The sequence below is a fragment of the Bacillus sp. FSL M8-0063 genome, assembly GCF_038005545.1.
Lineage (GTDB): Bacteria > Bacillota > Bacilli > Bacillales > Bacillaceae_G > Bacillus_A > Bacillus_A wiedmannii.
This window is the reverse complement of record NZ_JBBOTJ010000001.1, coordinates 438,485-456,725: the sequence shown is the minus strand read 5'-3', so window position 1 is coordinate 456,725 and position 18,241 is coordinate 438,485. Positions and strand designations below refer to the sequence as shown.

20 protein-coding genes and 2 riboswitches are annotated in these 18,241 nt (G+C 35.4%); of the genes, 2 read left to right on the top strand and 18 right to left on the bottom strand.

Features of this window, described 5'->3' with window-relative positions; genetic code table 11:
• Positions 1 to 72 precede the first annotated feature (72 nt).
• Both MKX31_RS02225 and MKX31_RS02220 read right to left on the bottom strand, forming a co-directional pair.
• Positions 73 to 834: a L,D-transpeptidase gene (locus MKX31_RS02225; RefSeq protein ID WP_064473907.1), complete on the bottom strand. Its 762-nt coding sequence runs from the start codon at positions 832 to 834 to the stop codon at positions 73 to 75.
• Between the two features lie 68 nt (positions 835 to 902).
• Positions 903 to 1,769 carry an SDR family oxidoreductase gene (locus MKX31_RS02220; protein WP_064473908.1) on the bottom strand — a complete coding sequence of 289 codons (867 nt, stop codon included), beginning with the start codon at positions 1,767 to 1,769 and terminating at the stop codon, positions 903 to 905.
• A gap of 201 nt (positions 1,770 to 1,970) precedes the next feature.
• Here MKX31_RS02220 and MKX31_RS02215 point away from each other — a divergent pair, with 201 nt between their 5' ends.
• Entirely contained in the window at positions 1,971 to 3,272 is a 1,302-nt protein-coding gene (locus MKX31_RS02215) for an NCS2 family permease (RefSeq protein ID WP_000482733.1), read from the top strand.
• Between the two features lie 61 nt (positions 3,273 to 3,333).
• Here MKX31_RS02215 and MKX31_RS02210 read toward each other — a convergent pair whose 3' ends face one another.
• The 7 genes from MKX31_RS02210 to MKX31_RS02180 form a co-directional block, all read right to left on the bottom strand.
• A complete protein-coding gene (locus tag MKX31_RS02210; protein WP_064473909.1) occupies positions 3,334 to 3,606 on the bottom strand; it encodes a hypothetical protein in 273 nt (90 codons plus the stop codon).
• A 150-nt stretch (positions 3,607 to 3,756) separates the two neighbouring features.
• Positions 3,757 to 4,407, bottom strand: a complete 651-nt coding sequence (locus tag MKX31_RS02205) for an ABC transporter ATP-binding protein (protein WP_088047973.1) — start codon at positions 4,405 to 4,407, stop codon at positions 3,757 to 3,759.
• Complete coding sequence (locus tag MKX31_RS02200) at positions 4,408 to 5,640, bottom strand: ABC transporter permease (RefSeq protein ID WP_064473911.1); 1,233 nt, start codon at positions 5,638 to 5,640, stop codon at positions 4,408 to 4,410.
• A gap of 9 nt (positions 5,641 to 5,649) precedes the next feature.
• Positions 5,650 to 6,723 carry an ABC transporter permease gene (locus MKX31_RS02195; RefSeq protein ID WP_088047974.1) on the bottom strand — a complete coding sequence of 358 codons (1,074 nt, stop codon included), beginning with the start codon at positions 6,721 to 6,723 and terminating at the stop codon, positions 5,650 to 5,652.
• Positions 6,724 to 6,810: 87 nt separating this feature from the next.
• Entirely contained in the window at positions 6,811 to 7,206 is a 396-nt protein-coding gene (locus MKX31_RS02190; RefSeq protein WP_064473913.1) for a hypothetical protein, read from the bottom strand.
• Positions 7,207 to 7,388: 182 nt separating this feature from the next.
• On the bottom strand, positions 7,389 to 8,243 hold the full coding sequence (locus tag MKX31_RS02185; protein WP_000892705.1) for a patatin-like phospholipase family protein: 855 nt from the start codon (positions 8,241 to 8,243) through the stop codon (positions 7,389 to 7,391).
• 128 nt (positions 8,244 to 8,371) lie between these two features.
• Positions 8,372 to 8,821, bottom strand: coding sequence for a MarR family transcriptional regulator (locus MKX31_RS02180; protein ID WP_370458114.1), 450 nt, complete (start codon positions 8,819 to 8,821; stop codon positions 8,372 to 8,374).
• Positions 8,822 to 8,973: 152 nt separating this feature from the next.
• Here MKX31_RS02180 and MKX31_RS02175 point away from each other — a divergent pair, with 152 nt between their 5' ends.
• Positions 8,974 to 10,155 carry an MFS transporter gene (locus MKX31_RS02175; RefSeq protein WP_088047977.1) on the top strand — a complete coding sequence of 394 codons (1,182 nt, stop codon included), beginning with the start codon at positions 8,974 to 8,976 and terminating at the stop codon, positions 10,153 to 10,155.
• A gap of 22 nt (positions 10,156 to 10,177) precedes the next feature.
• Here MKX31_RS02175 and kdpDN read toward each other — a convergent pair whose 3' ends face one another.
• The 9 genes from kdpDN to thiD all read right to left on the bottom strand — a co-directional run bounded on the left by kdpDN (position 10,178) and on the right by thiD (position 18,240).
• The gene (gene kdpDN / locus MKX31_RS02170; protein ID WP_081257071.1) at positions 10,178 to 11,332 is read right to left on the bottom strand and encodes a KdpD-like non-kinase potassium sensor; all 1,155 of its coding nucleotides are present in this window, start codon (positions 11,330 to 11,332) and stop codon (positions 10,178 to 10,180) included.
• Positions 11,333 to 11,388: 56 nt separating this feature from the next.
• The gene (kdpC, locus tag MKX31_RS02165) at positions 11,389 to 11,970 is read right to left on the bottom strand and encodes a K(+)-transporting ATPase subunit C (protein WP_088047978.1); all 582 of its coding nucleotides are present in this window, start codon (positions 11,968 to 11,970) and stop codon (positions 11,389 to 11,391) included.
• A 16-nt stretch (positions 11,971 to 11,986) separates the two neighbouring features.
• Positions 11,987 to 14,077 carry a potassium-transporting ATPase subunit KdpB gene (kdpB, locus tag MKX31_RS02160; protein WP_064473918.1) on the bottom strand — a complete coding sequence of 697 codons (2,091 nt, stop codon included), beginning with the start codon at positions 14,075 to 14,077 and terminating at the stop codon, positions 11,987 to 11,989.
• 13 nt (positions 14,078 to 14,090) lie between these two features.
• On the bottom strand, positions 14,091 to 15,758 hold the full coding sequence (gene kdpA / locus MKX31_RS02155; protein ID WP_064473919.1) for a potassium-transporting ATPase subunit KdpA: 1,668 nt from the start codon (positions 15,756 to 15,758) through the stop codon (positions 14,091 to 14,093).
• 19 nt (positions 15,759 to 15,777) lie between these two features.
• Positions 15,778 to 15,858, bottom strand: a complete 81-nt coding sequence (kdpF, locus tag MKX31_RS02150) for a K(+)-transporting ATPase subunit F (protein ID WP_000214976.1) — start codon at positions 15,856 to 15,858, stop codon at positions 15,778 to 15,780.
• Complete coding sequence (locus MKX31_RS02145; protein WP_000887890.1) at positions 15,855 to 15,959, bottom strand: hypothetical protein; 105 nt, start codon at positions 15,957 to 15,959, stop codon at positions 15,855 to 15,857. Before MKX31_RS02145 ends, kdpF begins: the two co-directional genes overlap by 4 nt.
• 95 nt (positions 15,960 to 16,054) lie before the next feature.
• Positions 16,055 to 16,200: riboswitch (cyclic di-AMP (ydaO/yuaA leader) on the bottom strand.
• A gap of 260 nt (positions 16,201 to 16,460) precedes the next feature.
• Positions 16,461 to 16,691, bottom strand: a complete 231-nt coding sequence (locus tag MKX31_RS02140; RefSeq protein WP_064473920.1) for a hypothetical protein — start codon at positions 16,689 to 16,691, stop codon at positions 16,461 to 16,463.
• Between the two features lie 16 nt (positions 16,692 to 16,707).
• A complete protein-coding gene (locus MKX31_RS02135) occupies positions 16,708 to 17,094 on the bottom strand; it encodes a hypothetical protein (protein WP_340979822.1) in 387 nt (128 codons plus the stop codon).
• Positions 17,095 to 17,187: 93 nt separating this feature from the next.
• Positions 17,188 to 17,335, bottom strand: a riboswitch (cyclic di-AMP (ydaO/yuaA leader).
• 83 nt (positions 17,336 to 17,418) lie between these two features.
• Positions 17,419 to 18,240 (bottom strand): bifunctional hydroxymethylpyrimidine kinase/phosphomethylpyrimidine kinase, encoded by an 822-nt coding sequence (thiD, locus tag MKX31_RS02130; protein ID WP_098111380.1) that lies wholly within the window; start codon positions 18,238 to 18,240, stop codon positions 17,419 to 17,421.
• Position 18,241: the final 1 nt, after the last annotated feature.

The following is an 18,241-nucleotide window of genomic DNA, read 5'->3' as shown; positions in this document are numbered from 1 at the left end:
TATTCAGCAAAATACAATAGTTGCAGTTAAACTCGAAGTAGAAATAAGCTACCGTCTATAATACGGTAGCCATTACGGAATATTATATTTCCGTTTATATATATTACTTAAGGTCGAAGTAGGAATTTGCTCATAACGAATTTTTTCTCCAGTTTCATCCACTATATACAAATTGTTTCCTATATAATATATTCCTTCTTTTCGTTTTGAATACACTGCATATCTTTCGTTTGGCAATACCGTTTTCACTTTTGTTAACTGCCCATTTGGTTCTTGCCAATATATTTCGGCACGGTCTACTAACGTAAGCATGCCAATTTGCTCTTCTTCTACTTTACGACCGTTCCAGCTCACAACGCGGTAACCAAGCTTATTCGCTTCATATTCAGGGCTCGTATGAAAACGAGAAATGATTACTTTCGTCTGTAATTGCACCCGATCATATAACCATTTTATATCCCGGTCATGCATGCGAATACAACCATTCGACTCTCTGCTTCCAATCGTCCATTCTCGATTTGTCCCGTGAATCGCATATTCATTCTTGTCTAGCCCAAGCCACCTCGTACCAAGAGGGTTATTCGGCGCACCCCCAGCTATTTTTTTTCGATGGTATTCTTTATTTTTATATTTAGTTATAATACAAAAATTACCTTCAGGCGTTGGGGTACTATCCCTTCCCGTCGTTATTGGAAATGTTTTCGTATAATTTCCCTCTTCAAAAAAAGATAGCTGATTCGTCGTAAGGTTCACTAAAATTAAATGATCTGTATTAGCAAAAGCGCTAGCTGGTAGGCAGAAAAATAGGATTACGATAAACAATACTTTCTTCATCTAAATCCTCCCTAGCACTAGTATCATAATAAATGCGATTAGCTTTACTTTGCTCTTATAAATGAAAACTATCCATTGACGATAACGCCTCCGTTTACATGTATCATTTGCCCTGTCACATATGTGGAATCACCAGACGCTAAATATACGTATGCTGGTGCTAATTCATATGGTTGACCAGGTCTTTGCATCGGGACATTACTCCCAAACTGAGAGACTTTCTTCTCATCAAAGCTCGATGGAATAAGTGGCGTCCAAATTGGTCCCGGCGCAACACCATTTACACGAATTCCTTTTTGCACTAACGATTGAGACAGTGATCTTGTAAAAGCTACGATTGCTCCTTTCGTTGCCGAATAATCAATTAAAGTTTCATTTCCTTCATACGCAACGATAGACGCCGTATTTATAATGACATCTCCTTGTTTTAAATGAGAAAGTGCTGCTTTCGTAACGTGAAAATAAGAAAAAATATTAATACGAAAAGTCTTTTCTAGCTGTTCTGCTGTAATATACTCTAATCCTTGCTGCGGATATTGCTGCGCGACATTATTTACTAAAACATGTAAACTACCTAGCTGCCGAACGGTCTCTTCTACAATATCTTTACAATGTTGTTCATTACTTAAATCACCCGGCAACAATACACACTTTACCCCTTCTTGTTCTACACGTTGCTTCGTCTCATTTGCATCTCCATCTTCATCTAAATAAGCAATCGCGATATTTGCTCCCTCTTTTGCAAAAGCGATGGAAACAGCTCTTCCAATCCCACTGTCTCCTCCTGTAATTAATATATTTTTTCCTTTTAACTTTTCACTTCCTTTATAATTTGGATCTTCAAACTGCGGAAGTGGATTCATTAATGATTCAATACCAGGCTGTTTATTTTGATGTTGCGCAGGCATTGTTACAAAGTTTTTTTGCTGTGGCATAGCTTCTTTCAACTCCTTTTCCTTATAATGCGCACAATAAAAACTGAAATTCGCAAATCGGTTTACGATTAATATTCGAATTTAGGACATAAAATATGAATTGTTATAAACTTTTTATGCAAAACTATTGCAAAATAGTTAAAAAACGAATATTATATATAACTGTTGTGAAAATTATTCGTAAACAGAAAGGATGTTTATATGTTTAACCTTTCAAAACATAAAACTTCTATTAAAACTGAAATTATGGCAGGTATTATTACCTTCTTAACAATGGCATATATCATTGTCGTAAACCCTGTCATCCTTGGGGATGCAGGAGTTCCATTTGAACAAGCATTTACAGCAACAATTATCGCTGCTGTTGTCGGAACATTATTTATGGCGATCTTTACAAACTTACCAATCGCAATTGCACCAGGTATGGGATTAAATGCTTACTTCTCTTATTCTGTTGTAAAAGCTCATGAAGGCATGACTTTCGCAATTGCATTCTCTGCTGTATTCGTAGCAGGTATGATCTTAATTTTGTTATCATTCACTTCTTTCCGTACAAAATTAATGGAAGCAATTCCTGAAAACTTAAAACATGCAATTACTGCGGGTATCGGCCTTTTCATTGCCTTTATCGGTTTACGTTTAACAGGTATAGTTACAAAAAATGAAGCAAACTTAGTTGGACTTGGTGATCTTCACTCTGCTCCAGTACTACTAGCATTAGCTGGACTTGGAATTACAATTGTCCTTATGTCTTTAAATGTAAATGGTGCACTATTTATTGGAATGCTATTAACTGGTATTATTGCTTACTTCACAGGACAATTAACATTCTCAAACGGCGTTACATCAATGCCTGGATTACCAGAAGGAATCATCGTTTCCAATCCAATTACTGCAGTATCTGATGTAATTAACTACGGATTATACGGCGTTGTATTTTCATTCTTCCTTGTTACATTATTCGATACAACAGGTACATTACTTGGCGTTGCTCAACAAGGTGGATTTATGAAAGATGGAAAGCTTCCAAAAGCTGGACGAGCTCTTCTATCTGACTCATTCTCAGCAACAATCGGTTCTATGTTCGGAACAACACCATCAACAGCGTACATTGAATCATCTGCTGGTGTTGCAGCTGGTGGTCGTACTGGTTTAACAACTGTTACAGTAGCTGTTTTATTCGCACTAGCAGCATTCTTCGGACCATTAGTAAGTGCCGTTTCTGGTGTATCAGCTATTACTGCACCATCATTAATTATCGTTGGTAGTCTTATGATGGGATCAGTTCGCCACATCGATTGGGACGCATTTGATGAAGCATTCCCAGCATTCTTAGTAATCTTAAGCATGCCACTTACATCAAGTATCGCAACAGGTATCGCACTTGGATTTATTTCATACCCACTTATGAAAGTGGCAAAAGGTAAATTCCGTTCTGTTCACCCACTTGTATACGTATTTGGAATTTTGTTTGCTTATCAATTGGTATTCTTACCACATTAAAATCCCTCATAAAGAGGGATTTTTTTTTACATAAAAAAGTAGCGCATCGAAATTCGATGCGCTACTTTCCTTTTGCAACAATCAAACGAGCTACTTTCAATGCAAGAAGTAAAAGACCGTTCACTATCGCTGTAATTCCTAAAGAGACCGCTATCATCAGCGCTCCCATTCCGTTATTCAATACAAACATAACGGAAGAAATGAAAGCAAAAATAAACAATATTAACGTTGGTATATATTTAATAATAGGCTTCTTATATGATTTTTTTGAAAGAAGAAACGTCATTACTAATGTCATAATGATCACAAAATATACTATAAATAAGAAAATCATACGAAAGCCTCCACTATTCCTAAACTATGAAAAAGATAAAAGGAGTTAAAAATTATGAATATTTTTCATTCACCTGTAATTCTTTACTATATTTTTGAATGAAAACAGATGAAATAACCATTATCACCTCTCCACATACTTTTATCCACATTACACCATATATCCATCAAGCAAACGTATCGTCCTCTGGCAGTATGCAGCTACCTTTTGATCATGTGTAACAACTAGCACCGTTTTCCCTTGTTTATGAATCTCTTTTAAGATGCTCATAATTTTCTTCCCGTTTTCTTGATCAAGAGCACCAGTTGGTTCATCAGCGAGTATAATTTTTGTGTCTTGTGCTAAAGCCCTTGCTATTGCTGTTCTTTGCTGTTCTCCACCTGATAACTCGTAAGGATATTTGTTAATATGCCTCTCAATCCCTACCATTTCCAGCATTTCTTTTGATATTTGTATACGTTTCTTATGAGAAATTTTTCTATATATAAGCGGGAGCATTACATTTTCAATAACTGTATAATCATCTAGTAGCGAAAAGTTCTGAAACACAAATCCAACTTCCTTATTTCTATACTTATGATAGTTTGACTTTAATGTACTCGTATCCATGCCATCTAAAAAATACTTTCCAGTAGAGGGGCTATCAATTAAACCAATAATGTTAAGCAAGGTGGATTTCCCTGAACCAGATGGTCCCATAATTGCTATCATTTCGCCTTTTTCTATTGTAAGATTAATATCTTTTAAAGCACTAAAATTACTCTTTCCGTATCCCTTAGCCACATTTGCGAGCTGAATCATCTATAGCACCTCTTTCATATATGTATTTTTTATTTTTAGTACATTGAAATAAATGATTGCATATATAATGAGGATCATTACAATTGATAGAGCACCTATAACAATCAATGATTCTATAGAGACTTTTAACGTTCCAAAGAAAGATACTATACTATTTTCTAGCCCTTTCTGAATTTCAATTACTCCGCTATTCTCCCATTGGAAATACATAATTCCTATACATACAGATAAAGTGAATAACAACATATACTCAATAACAAACGGAAGACATAGTTGAAAAGTACTTGCTCCTAATGCTGATTTAATAGAAATATTTTTACGTTCCATATAAAGCGTGGCCATTGATGTTAATAAAATAGATATAAATGAAAAAGATAAGACTGTACCGCTTAATAATAAGGGATATGACATATTATCAATGCCTTGCTTTTCATTTTCTAATAATTTATCCGGATTTGTAACATAATACGAATACCCCTTACCTTCTGTTACCTTTAATACTTTCTTTTGAAATTCATTCATATTTATCTTCTCATTTGTTTCTATAATTAACCCATTGTATAAAAGGTCTACACTATAGAACTCTATTTCTTCTGTTCCAATTGGTAAAATCACCATGTCATCTAATAATGTAATACGATTATCCGATATTTCACCGCTTCGAGGATATGTAAATGCTGAATTTCTTTCTAAAAAGCCAATTACTTTTAGTTTCATTTTTCCAGATGGTATGATATCACCAATAGATACCTTTCCTTTATAATTAGCCCCTAATATAACAGGTCTACTATCAAATACTGATTTATGAAATTCCGATTCCTCAAAATATCTTCCTTGTGAAATTCGTATATGAAAGTATTTATTAATATCTTTATCAACAATAAGAGTCTTTATCGTTCCATTTTCATTTTTTAAACTAAGTGAATAGTTACGGAACAGATAATTAGTTTTATTTGTTATTGGTATCGTATTAGATAACCCTTGAATGAAATGTTGATAATCACTTTTCGCTTTTTCTTCGCTAAACAATGTTATATCTTGCGTCGCATAAAGTTCATAGAAATTTTTATGAGTCGATAAATTATTTGCTACCGTCATCATTTTTCGATATCCCGAAAGATTACTAACAAATTCTATTGCTGAAGAAAATGCAATAATTAAAGAAATTACTATAATCAAACTTGGTAACAACCGTTTTTTCACAGACCGTATAGAATCAAATATAAAAAACATGACGACCTCCTACGTTCTTAAATGTTTTCCGGGATATATATTTATAACGTGCTTGATTGGAATTACAGTAACAAAAAATGTAAGAAAAATTATAAAAACAACATTACATATCAATACATATAGTGTTAACGGTTTTACTAAGTATGTCTGAAAATACGTATGAATTGTTCCCGAAAATATTTCTAGCGTAATAAAAACTAAGAACATCGCTGCTAGAGAAATAAACAAAATTTGAATATATAGTTCGCAGTAAATAGATATATTAGAAGCACCTACTGCCTTTTTTAATGAAATCTCTCGTTCTTTTTTATAAATCCAAAATAAAACTGCAGAAATGCCAGAAACAATTGCAACAAGAATGAATTTATAATAATACTTATTTGCTGGATCTATATGTGTCACATGTAGTTCCTGAAGATCTCGTTCATTCAGTATTTGAACATCTCCCGAAAGCACTTCTTTACTCCTATCCATAAACTTTTTTATTTCGTTATGAATAGATGATGTAGGATTAACAACTGTTAATTGTAATTGTTTACTCGCGATAATACCTTTTTTAGATATAGTAGGTAAGTTTTGAAGTGGAACGTATATGCCTGCTACACCGATGTCACTGTCTTTTCTCGATATAGTTCCTATTTTTTTATATGTATCATCAAATTCATATAATTCCTCTACATTCGTTTGATCACCAACAACCATATGATTTACATTTTCACGATGAAAATATTGTCCTTCAGAAATATATGGCTTCCAATAATAATCATCTTTTAAATTCACAGCTATGATCTTTGTTGCCCCTGAACTATTTAATGCTTTTAAATACTCTACGTAAATATCACTTTTCACAAAAGTATCTTGTATGAAAGGAATTATTTCTTCCAATTCAGTTGCATTCGCTATCGGAACAGTTAAAATTTGATTGTTTTCTGGGAAACCGATTTGAAAAGCAGATATAAAATTCCGTTTAGATTCTGTTAAAAGCGCAGCTACTGATATAGAAAGAAAAGAAATAAAAAATGCCATAAGAAGAATTACGGAAAATAGTTTGTTGTTTTTTATATTTTTAAAAGCTAGGTACATGTCTGTGCTCCTTTTAAATAAGAAGGAGATGATGAACATCCCCTTCTCCTTATGCAAATATTTATTAAGACAACTGTTTAATGCTTTTTACCACTGTAATCGTAAGTTACCATTACTATCAAAAGTACCTTTGTGTGTATCTTCTTGATAGTCATTATTCTCATTAGCATAATGCTCAGAGTATAGTCCTTTTGCACCAAAGGCGTTATATGCACCATTACTCACAGTTGCGTTTAATGCTCTTCCAGATTCATGGGATCCTAATTTGTCCGAAGCGCTTTCAATATATGAATTATTTCCATTTGATTTAATAAAAGAAATTGCTACTGAACAACGAGATGCATTTTGATTCGTAGTAGTTTGAGCTCTGTAAGATAGTAGGTTACCGCTTTTGTGACCGCTTAGAGTTGGATAGAATGCACTTGTTGAGATTGATGTTGCTAATATTACTAAAGTCGTAATTGAAAAAACTTTTCCTTTCATTAACAATCACCTCATAAATTTAATAGTTTAGTAGCGCTACATCATCATAATATCCTTCAAATAAATTCTCCTCAATAAGAAACCCGATGTTTTACAAACTCTTTAAACACTTAAACATTAATACATCTTTTTAAAAGCAATATAAAAAGGCTGCGGAGAAACTCTTCTCCACAGCCTAATACTTATTTTTGTAAAAACGACTGTAAATTTGCAAACTGTCTCTTTGCATCTTCATAGCCTTGCTCATATAGGTTTTGTAGTTTTGCCGTATCTTTTTCCATACGATCTACTTGAAGCTGTACTTCTGGACGAATAACAAATAAGTTCCCAGCTTGCTCTTCTTTTTCAATGTAGTGAAGTGTTTCATTATATACTTCATAACGATTCAACATCGTATTAACAAGTTTCGGATATTTTTTATAAGCTTTCGCTGCCACCCATCCAAACTTTGACTTTTTCTTAGCATAACCTTGATTTCTCGTTAAAATAACGACTGATTTTTTAAATCCATCTTCTTGCGCTTTACGAACTGGAATCGGATCCGAAATCCCGCCATCTAATAACTGCTTACCACGGTAATTTACTACAGGTGCAATGAAAGGTAATGAACTAGATGCTTGTAATAAATTTAGTGCATCATCATTCGTTCCCTCTTTTTCAAAATAAACAGACTGTCCTGTTTCACAATCTGTTGTGCCTACAAGGAAACGCTCTGGACTATTAAAATATGTTTCAAAGTCAAACGGGACATGTTTTTCTGGAATTTCATGAAAAATGAACTCCATATCAAACAATTGGCGTTTTCTCCATAAATTTTTATACGATAAATATTGTGGGTGTGATGCATAATCAATATTTACTGTTTTATTTCTATTTCTTTGTCTGGAAAGATACGACGCTGCATGACAAGCACCGGCTGACACACCAATTACATATGGAAAATATAAATCTTGTTCCATAAAATATTCTAATATCCCGCCCGTATATACACCACGCATACCGCCGCCTTCTAATACTAATCCCGTATTTTCAAGCATGTTATTCTCTCCTCTTTATATATTGACTCTTTAATTGTTCACTATGTTAAGTATCTTTCTCTATTATATATGAGTTTTTTTAGAAATTATATTCAAAAGGCTTGAAATAAAGGAGTTTTTTCTTCCAATTATATTTCCAGATGTTTGGAGACATCCTTTATAAACCTTTGAATAAAATTTTGCTCTTCTTCCGTATATCCATCTAACAGTAGCAGCCACTTTTCTTCAGCTTGTTTATGCAATTTATCATGAGCTTTATATATTTCATTTCCGCTTTCCGTTAAGCGAAAGAAAATTTCTTTTTGATTATCTAACATTTGCATCTTCTCAACGAATTGCTTTTGAAACAACTTTGTACAAATTTTAGAGATTGCACCCTTTGTCATTCCCATTTCTGTCGTAATAGCAGTTACATTCATCAGAGCATTTTTTCCGATACACTCGATCACATGTAATTCAGATAAAGACATACCACTTATACCTGTCTCACGAAGAAACTTCTCATTTTGCCCTTTCAAATGTTCTTCTTTTTTATGCAAAAGTGTACGAATGTCCGAAATTATTTCCATTTGTTTCATTGTACGTTCCAATCCGTTCGCCCCCTAAGTTTCCAAAGAAACAATTTAACTATATACCATTTTAAAATCATTTTTTCATATTTACAAGTGAGAAAAACATGTTAAAATAAATTTAGTTTCCAAGGAAACTAAATTACAAGGAGGTTAACATAATGAAAAAATCCAAACTACATTTCATTTTATACGTTGTCTGTATGAGTGCCTTACTCGGTTCCTTCGCTCAAAATATTTACACGCCTATCTTGCCTATGATTCAAGCTTCTTTTCACACTTCTCTTTATCTAATAAATGTAACAGTCTCACTATTCACATTCGTTCTTGCAATTATGCAGCTCATATATGGACCTTTAATTGATACAAAAGGGAGAAAATCTGTCCTTATCCCTAGTTTAATCATTAGTACAATTGGTTCAATCGGATGTGCTTTTTCGGCGAACATTTATTTATTTCTATTTTTTAGGGCTGTTCAAGCTATAGGAATAGCAGCTATCCCTGTAGTTGCAGCAACGATTATCGGTGATTTATTTGAAGGAAAAGAACGCGGAGAAGCGATGAGCCTGTATCAAATGTTACTTGCTCTCGCACCTGCAATTGGCCCTCTTATAGGTGGTTATCTCGGCAGTATAAATGGCCATTTATACGTATTTTTATTTTTATCTACACTTGGCATTCTCTTATTAATTATAAACATTTCACTACTTCCAGAAACAAAACCAACTGTAATTAAGCAACCGCAAGCAAAAAAGAGTTACTGGTTTATCTTAAAAAATAAAACTGGATTTTCTATTACTCTTATTGGCTTCATTCAATTTTGTATTTACTTTTGCTTCCTCGTTTTTTTACCAAGCATTTTAACAAATTCATTTCACTTAACTGCAAGTAAAATTGGTCTTATATTTGTACCGATGTCCCTTTCTATTATGTTAGGAAGTTATTGCTACAAGCTTTTGCAAAAATGCCTCACAACAAAGCAAGCTTTATTCATCACTAGTTTCTTCAATATTATATGTGTCACTTTATTCTCTTTCACATATAGCATCAATATCTCATTCATCATTATCGTTACATCTTTATACGGTTTTAGTATGGGACTTTCTATGCCAACTCACACTACTTTATTAACGGAAGAATTCGTACAAGAACGCGCAACAGCCATCGGTATGTATAACTTCATACGCTATCTCGGTATGGGCACAGGGCCACTTGTAGGTGGCTTTCTTGTATTTAATCAAAATTACTTTTGGATTTTCTTCCTAGGTGCAATTACATTTCTATTTATCATTTTATGCGCAATGAAAATGCTACGTTTTCAGGCTGTACAAAAAGCAAAATAGAGACCTATAGATGGTCTCTATTCTAAACTCTTTGATCTGCAACGATATGAATATCAATATACTTCGTTTCTCTCATAATTTCATTTACAATTGAACCTTTTCGAATTTCTTCCCACCTTGTTCTTGCTGATTGTCCGAGTAAAATTTGCGTTACTTGTAGTCTTTTCGCGACTTCAATAATAACATCCGCTGGCTTTCTTCCTTTTGCTTCTTCTAAAACAAAACTCGCATCAAATTGATTCGTTAGCAACTTCCACTCTTCAATCGTTTGCTTTTTCCCTGCTGAAAGGGACTCTATATTTTCCCTTTCAACATTTAATACATACAATTCAGCGTTTAAGCGATCCGCCATACGCCAACCTCTCCGTATTAATTTCTCTGCTGTTGAACTGTATTGTACACAAACGAGAATTTTTTCTTTTACACCAATCGGTTCTATAACGGTTTGGCTAATTTTCTCGTCCATATCATCTGCCACTTCCCGAAGGGATAATTCTCTGAGTGCCCCTAAATTATTAAGCGTAAAGAAGTTTTGTAAGCTTTGTTGAATTTTTTCTTCCTTATATATCTTTCCATCGATTAATCTCTTCCGGAGTACCTCAGGTGTTGCATCAACAAGTTGAATTTCATTTGCTTTTTGCAAAATAAAATCTGGAATACGCTCTCTTACTTTTACATTTGTAATTTGAGCTACAATGTCATGAACACTTTCTAAATGTTGAATATTAAATGCTGATAATACAGATATACCGGCATCTAACAATTCCTGCACATCCATGTAACGTTTCTTATTTTTCGATCCGGGAATATTACTATGCGCAAGTTCATCCACAACAACAATTTGTGGTGCCCGCTTTATGATTCCTTCCACATCAAGCTCATAAAATCCCTTTCCTTTATAATCTATTTCTTTTAAAGGGACTTTTTCTAAATCAGCAATCGCTTCTTCTGTCTCTTCCCTCCCATGTGTTTCAATTAAACCAATTACAATATCAATACCATCCTTTTTCATCTCTCTAGCATCAAGTAGCATTTTATAACTTTTCCCTACTCCTGGAGCCGCCCCTACATATAGCTTTAACTTCCCGCGGTTTTGCTGACGAATATATTCTAAATACTCTTCTGGTGTTCGCCTTTGAAACGTTGGTTTATAGTCATCCGCATACAAAACACTCACAACCTTTCTTTCGAAACAACACTACCTCAATCCGTTAGATTGAGGTAGCACTGTTACTATTTCAGTAGTTTCTGTAATTCTAAATTTAACTTTAAAACATTTACGCGGCTCTCCCCAAATAAGCCAAGTGCCGCACCTTCCGTTTGATCTTTAATCAATTGATCTAACGTTTCTTTTGGAACTTTCGTTATTTTTGAGATACGCTCTACCTGTACAGAAGCTGCCTTCGGACTAATATCAGGATCAAGCCCTGAACCTGAATTTGTCACTAAATCGATCGGCACTTCTGTAACTGGAACAGTTGGGTTTTGTTTCTTCCACTCTTCAATACTTTTCTCTACTCGTTTCTCTAAATCTGGATTAGACGGTGCATAGTTATTTGAACCAGATGCTTCTGCCTTATATTCAATACTAGAAACACGCCCATGAAAATAACGTGGATCTGTAAAATTTTGGCCAATTAATTTAGAACCAATCACTTCATTTTTATCATTATATATTAAACTTCCATCCGCATTATCCTTCATTACTGCTTGTGCAATACCAGTAACAATAAGCGGATATACAAGCCCGCACAACACTAAAAATGTAAAAGTAATACGGATAATTGGTGATAGTATACTTTGTTTCTTCGCCATCTTTTTCCCCTCTTCCTTATATGAACAAGCCGACAATTATATCAATTACTTTAATTCCAATGAATGGTACAATCACTCCGCCAAGTCCATAAATAAGTAGGTTTCGGCCAAGTAGTGCATTCGAACTCATTGGTTTATATGCGATACCTTTCATCGCCAATGGAATGAGTAATGGAATAATAACTGCATTAAATAGTAATGCTGATAAAATCGCTGACAGTGGTGATGTTAGTTTCATAATGTTTAATGCCTCCATTTGCGGAATCGCAAGTGTAAACATCGCTGGAATGATTGCAAAATATTTTGCAATATCGTTCGCAATACTAAACGTCGTTAACGCACCACGCGTCATTAACAATTGCTTACCAATCCCTACAACCTCAATAATTTTTGTCGGGTTCGAATCTAAATCAATCATATTCGCTGCTTCTTTCGCAGCTGTCGTACCACTATTCATCGCTAATCCAACGTCAGCCTGCGCTAATGCCGGCGCATCATTTGTACCATCACCTGTCATCGCTACAAGTTTCCCTTTATCTTGCTCTGCTTTAATAACCGCAATTTTATCTTCTGGCTTACACTCAGCAACAAACTCATCTACCCCTGCTTCTTTTGCAATCGTTGCTGCTGTTAACGGGTTATCACCTGTACACATAACCGTTTTAATCCCCATTTGGCGCAATTGTTCAAAACGCTCACGCATACCTGGCTTTACTGTATCCTTTAAATAAATTAAACCGTAAATACGATTATCCACTGCAACTACAAGTGGTGTCCCGCCCTCTTTGGAAATGGAATCTGCTTTTTGATTTACATCTTTCGGAATCGTTCCACCTTGTGACCTAACCCATTCAATTACGCTACCTACAGCACCTTTTCTCACTTTCGTTCCGTCCTGTAAATCCACACCACTCATTCTCGTTTCTGCTTTGAACGGGATAAACTCACCTTGCTCTGCAATTTCTCGATTATATGATATAGCTTTCGTTTTTACATATTCTATAACTGATCGACCTTCTGGTGTTTCATCTAAGACTGAACTAATCGCGGCCCATTTCCCTACTTGCTCAATCGTCTCATTTCCTACAGGAAGCAATGTATGTGCCATTCGGTTCCCGAAAGTAATCGTACCTGTTTTATCTAAAATGATTGTATTAATATCACCCGCAGCTTCTACTGCTTTACCCGACATCGCTAACACATTGAACTTTGTCACGCGGTCCATCCCAGCAATACCAATTGCTGATAATAAACCACCAATTGTCGTTGGAATTAAACAAACTAACAACGCTACAAGTACAGCTGTATCAATTTGAAATCCTAAATAGTTTGTAAAAATCGGCAACGTCACAACAACGATTAAGAAAATAAGCGTTAAACTCGTTAATACTGTATTTAAAGCAATTTCATTCGGCGTTTTTTGACGAGCAGCTCCTTCTACTAACGAAATCATTTTATCAATAAATGATTCACCAGGATTACTCGTAATGACAATTGTAATCTCATCACTTACGACCATCGTTCCGCCTGTTACGGAACAAAAATCACCGCCCGCTTCTTTTATTACAGGAGCTGATTCCCCTGTAATCGCAGATTCATCAACAGACGCTAATCCTTTAATTACTTCCCCATCACTTGGAATCATTTCTCCTTGTTTTACAATAACAACGTCATCTTTTCTCAGATCAGTTGCCGAAACTTGAACAATGTCTCCATTTTCTTTTACAACATTTGCAAACACATCTTTCTTCGACTGTTTTAAAGAATCAGCTTGCGCTTTCCCCCGCCCTTCCGCTAACGCTTCTGCAAAGTTAGCAAATAAAACTGTAAACAAGAGAATGAGAGAAACTGTTATATTAAACCATCCTGGTACACTACTAGAATGACTTGGAAGAAAAGATAAAATGAACGTAATGATAAATCCAATTTCTACAACGAACATAATCGGATTCTTTATCATGACTTTCGGGTTCAATTTCGCAAAGGATTGTTTCATCGCATGTGTCACGATATCACGATCCATCGTTTTTGCTTGTCTAACTTCATCTTCTACAGCATGTATTTGTGACTCATTTACTCTCTTTTCTTTTACTACTACCGGTCTCATCATTTACCCTCCATTACTTCAATGTAAGAAATTCTGCAATTGGGCCGAGTACTAACATCGGGAAGAATGTTAATGCACCGACAATTACAATTGTTCCGATGAAAATGCCGCCAAATAAACTATTATCTGTACGGAACGTTCCGACTGTTTCTGGTACTACCGTCTTTTCTTTCAATGAAGCTGCAACAGCTAGCATCGTAATTAAACTGAAATAGCGCCCTAAAAACATAACTAAGCCAGTTGTAATATTCCAAAACGGTGTATTATCCGCTAACCCTTCAAATCCAGATCCATTATTCGCAGCCGACGATGTGTATTCATATACCACTTGCGTTAAACCATGGAAACCAGAATGAGAAATGGCATCCGTTCCTAAACTTGTTGAAAGAGCTAATGCTGAAAACCCTAAAATAAGCAGTGGATGAAATAGTATCGTTACCGCAATTAATTTCATTTCCTTACCTTCAATTTTCTTACCTAAAAACTCTGGTGTCCGTCCAACCATCAATCCAGATATAAAGACTGCGATAATCGCATACATAATAATGTTCACAAAGCCTGCTCCAACGCCGCCATACACTGTATTTAACATCATATTTACGAGTGGTACTAACCCGCCAATTGGTGTTAACGTATCATGCATCGTATTAACGGCTCCTGTTTCAGCAGCTGTCGTCACTGTTGCGTATAGGGAAGAAAATACCGTTCCAAATCGTACTTCTTTTCCTTCTGTACTTCCTTGTACATGCTCGATACCCATTCCGTTTAACGCTGGATTTCCATTTAGTTCAGATGTCGTAATCGTTATAAACCCTAGTAGAAACACCATGAATAGTGATACGAAGAGAATACGACCTTGTTTTTTATTTCCTACCATTCGTCCGTACGTAAATGGAAGTGCTGTTGGCAATAACATCATAAGCATCATTTGCAAAATATTACTCATTTGTCCTGGGTTTTCAAAAGGATGCGTAGAGTTTGCTCCGAAAAATCCACCGCCGTTATTTCCAAGTTCCTTAATGGAAACGAATGATGCAACTGGCCCACGTAATATACTTTGTTTCGCGCCATCAATCGTTTGTGCTGTAACGGCCCCGTCTAACGTTTGTGGTACACCAAGTGCGACAAAGACTAGCGCCGCAATAAATGCGATAGGAAGAAAAACCCTCGTTAGTGCTCTCGTAAAATCAACGAAAAAGTTACCAAGTTCTTTTCCAGCGAGCCCTCTTATAAATGCCATAACGAGTGCTAATGTCGTTGCCGGTGCTGCAAACATTAAAAATGTAATTCCGATTAATTGTGATAAATAAGATAAACCATTTTCACCGCTATAATGCTGTAAGTTTGTATCAGCCATAAAACTAATTGCTGTATTAAAAGCGAGCGTAGGCTCCATTCCTTCAATGTGTGCTGGATTTAATGGCAATACCCCTTGTAGTCTGAAAATGAAATATACGACAACAATCATAAATCCATTTAATAAAACTAATGATAGTGCGTACTGTTTCCACGTTTGATTGTATTCTTTTACACCCGTAATTTTAAAAATAAGTTTTTCAAAAGGCCCGAATACTTTATCTAACTTTTTACTACCTTGAAATGCTTTCTCTAAATAAATTCCCGTTGGCTTTGCCACAAGAATAAACAACAGCATTGTAATAACAACTGCGACCCAAATCATAATGAATGATTCCCCCTAATTAAAACTTTTCTGGATTTAATAATGCATACACTAAGTACACCGTAATTGCTGCAACAATAACCGATAAGGCAACCGTCATGATTGCTTCCCTTCTTTCACAACTTTATCTGACCAACTTGTAAGACTTGCCATCGATGCGACTAACACAACAAAAATCCCGATCATTACAACATCTAACATAGCTATCCCTCTCTTTTTGTAAAAATTTACCATTAAATGATCAAAAAAAGAACACTAAGCTCTACTTAGTGTTCGAAATGAACAACACAAAGTAAACCTCCTCTCTAAACGCTTACGAGGTTAGCTGTCGGATTCGGGCCTAAAGAGTAGCCCTACTTTCAAAACTGAAAGATTCACCCCAAGTGACGATGCACAAAATTGGTTCCCCCGCTCCATTTCTGGAACTCAGCGATTTTAGGTTTTTTTGGAAATTTTATGAATGATTTATGAGAGTAAATATACTCCTCTATATTTAACTTGTAAAGAGCTAAATTACTGAAAATAAGAAAATATCCATCTATTTAAACGCTTACATTGAGTGTTATTAATATTCTTTCATCTATTTACTCGTCTTTTCTTTCATTTTCACAGAAATGATCTTTTCAATACGAAATAAAAAGAGCGAATGACATAAAGTGCATAGCTTGTTGCACTTAGCATTCGCTCTTTTTATTTCACTATTTATTCTCCTCGTAAAAAAGCACGTAAATTTCTCCCGCGAATATAAACTTGTGACAATTCTGCATGTAGCTGCTCATATTCGATAACATCTGTTTTTAAATATAAAGCGTCTTTCGATGGCAATATGATATAGGGCCTTGGAAAAATAGGATCCAGCACCACCAATGCTTGAACTCGCTCTACTGATACCGCCCAACGATTCGCTATATCTCCTAGTAACAACACTTTCATCTTCTTTTCCTCCACCCTATTCAAAAAATAAAAAAGAAATATTATCACAATTCGTAAACAAGACAAATGTAGCTCCAATTGTTTCATAGAGCCTCGTTGGATATCGTTTATTCCTTGTAACAACAGTAATAGGTGCTTGAAAAGAAAAGCGAATGTGTTCTGTGAAGAAGCTAACGATTGGAAGCTCATCCCCTAGTAAAATCACCTTCTTAATACACTCACAAATACTAGTAAAATCCTGCGCCTTACTACAGCTATAAGTCCAATCAAACCCACAATTCCTAACTTCAGCAGCTATCTCTTCATTTGCTGTAAAAATAATTAACTCATGTTGAAATGCTACTAAATCTCTTAAACTATTTACCTTGCTTTCTTCTCCAACACAAATAAGTGTTAGCTCCATGTACCTCATCCTCCTTAGCATAAAAGAAATCAAACATAGATTGATATTCCCCTATACTAATCAGATCGATGAAGTGATGTATCCATCATGGCACCGTCCTCTCTCAAGACGCTTACGAAGTTAGCTGTCGGATTCGGACTTTGAGAGTAGCCCTACTTTCAAAATTGAAAGATTCACCCCTAGTGACACTGCACAAATTGGTTCCTCCGCTCCTTATATTTGGACTCAGCGTTTACAAAAAAATGTATTCTGGCTGATATCTTACTCCTGTATTTGGAAAAAGTAAACAAAAAAAGCCAGCTATACAACTGACTTTTTACTTACCTATGCTTGCGTTTTATTCAAATTATATGCAAAATGATTCGTCGGCCCATGACCACTTCCAATATTCAACGGCTCTTCAATTGCTATACTAATAAATCGTTTTGCTTCTTGAACTGCCTCTTCAATCGAGTATCCTTTCGCAAGTCCTGCAGTAACCGCTGAAGCAAATGTGCACCCACTTCCATGCGTTTGCTTTGAAGGAATTCGTTCACTTCTAAATTCAATAAATTGTTCACCATCAAAGAGTAAATCAATTACCTCATTACCTTGATATTCTGCATGTCCACCCTTCATAAGCACGTATTTCGCACCTAATTCATGCAGTACTTTCGCAGCTTCCTTACTATCTTCAACATTATGAATCTCCATCCCAGTTAACACTTCTGCCTCAGGAACATTCGGTGTTACAACGGTTGCTACTGGTAACAAATATTCTTTTAATGCTTGTACTGCTTCTTGTTGTAATAATGATGCACCGCCCTTAGCAATCATAACAGGGTCTAGCACAATATTATTCCAGCCAAATTTATTAATATATTCTGCTACAATTTGAATAATTTCACTGCTAAATAACATACCTAATTTCACAGCATCTGGTGTTAAATCCGTACCAATTGAATTCAGCTGTTCCGTAATGCCTTCTAACGGAACTGGATATACCCCTTGAACGCCAAGCGTGTTTTGAGCAGTAATTGCCGTAATAGTCGTCATCCCGTACACACCAAGCTCTTGGAATGTTTTTAAATCTGCTTGAATGCCGGCACCGCCGCCGCTATCAGATCCTGCAATTGTTAAAGCTTTATTTACTTTCATCCCACTCATC

Excerpts from the sequence above, each read along its gene's own strand:
- MKX31_RS02225 (WP_064473907.1), bottom strand. The coding sequence starts at position 834 with ATGAAGAAAGTATTGTTTATCGTAATCCTATTTTTCTGCCTACCAGCT.
- MKX31_RS02220 (WP_064473908.1), bottom strand. The coding sequence starts at position 1,769 with ATGCCACAGCAAAAAAACTTTGTAACAATGCCTGCGCAACATCAAAAT.
- MKX31_RS02215 (WP_000482733.1), top strand. The coding sequence starts at position 1,971 with ATGTTTAACCTTTCAAAACATAAAACTTCTATTAAAACTGAAATTATG.
- MKX31_RS02210 (WP_064473909.1), bottom strand. The coding sequence starts at position 3,606 with ATGATTTTCTTATTTATAGTATATTTTGTGATCATTATGACATTAGTA.
- MKX31_RS02205 (WP_088047973.1), bottom strand. The coding sequence starts at position 4,407 with ATGATTCAGCTCGCAAATGTGGCTAAGGGATACGGAAAGAGTAATTTT.
- MKX31_RS02200 (WP_064473911.1), bottom strand. The coding sequence starts at position 5,640 with ATGTTTTTTATATTTGATTCTATACGGTCTGTGAAAAAACGGTTGTTA.
- MKX31_RS02195 (WP_088047974.1), bottom strand. The coding sequence starts at position 6,723 with ATGTACCTAGCTTTTAAAAATATAAAAAACAACAAACTATTTTCCGTA.
- MKX31_RS02190 (WP_064473913.1), bottom strand. The coding sequence starts at position 7,206 with ATGAAAGGAAAAGTTTTTTCAATTACGACTTTAGTAATATTAGCAACA.
- MKX31_RS02185 (WP_000892705.1), bottom strand. The coding sequence starts at position 8,243 with ATGCTTGAAAATACGGGATTAGTATTAGAAGGCGGCGGTATGCGTGGT.
- MKX31_RS02180 (WP_370458114.1), bottom strand. The coding sequence starts at position 8,821 with ATGAAACAAATGGAAATAATTTCGGACATTCGTACACTTTTGCATAAA.
- MKX31_RS02175 (WP_088047977.1), top strand. The coding sequence starts at position 8,974 with ATGAAAAAATCCAAACTACATTTCATTTTATACGTTGTCTGTATGAGT.
- kdpC (WP_088047978.1), bottom strand. The coding sequence starts at position 11,970 with ATGGCGAAGAAACAAAGTATACTATCACCAATTATCCGTATTACTTTT.
- kdpB (WP_064473918.1), bottom strand. The coding sequence starts at position 14,077 with ATGAGACCGGTAGTAGTAAAAGAAAAGAGAGTAAATGAGTCACAAATA.
- kdpA (WP_064473919.1), bottom strand. The coding sequence starts at position 15,758 with ATGATTTGGGTCGCAGTTGTTATTACAATGCTGTTGTTTATTCTTGTG.
- kdpF (WP_000214976.1), bottom strand. The coding sequence starts at position 15,858 with ATGACGGTTGCCTTATCGGTTATTGTTGCAGCAATTACGGTGTACTTA.
- MKX31_RS02145 (WP_000887890.1), bottom strand. The coding sequence starts at position 15,959 with ATGTTAGATGTTGTAATGATCGGGATTTTTGTTGTGTTAGTCGCATCG.
- MKX31_RS02140 (WP_064473920.1), bottom strand. The coding sequence starts at position 16,691 with ATGAAAGTGTTGTTACTAGGAGATATAGCGAATCGTTGGGCGGTATCA.
- MKX31_RS02135 (WP_340979822.1), bottom strand. The coding sequence starts at position 17,094 with ATGGAGCTAACACTTATTTGTGTTGGAGAAGAAAGCAAGGTAAATAGT.
- thiD (WP_098111380.1), bottom strand. The coding sequence starts at position 18,240 with ATGAGTGGGATGAAAGTAAATAAAGCTTTAACAATTGCAGGATCTGAT.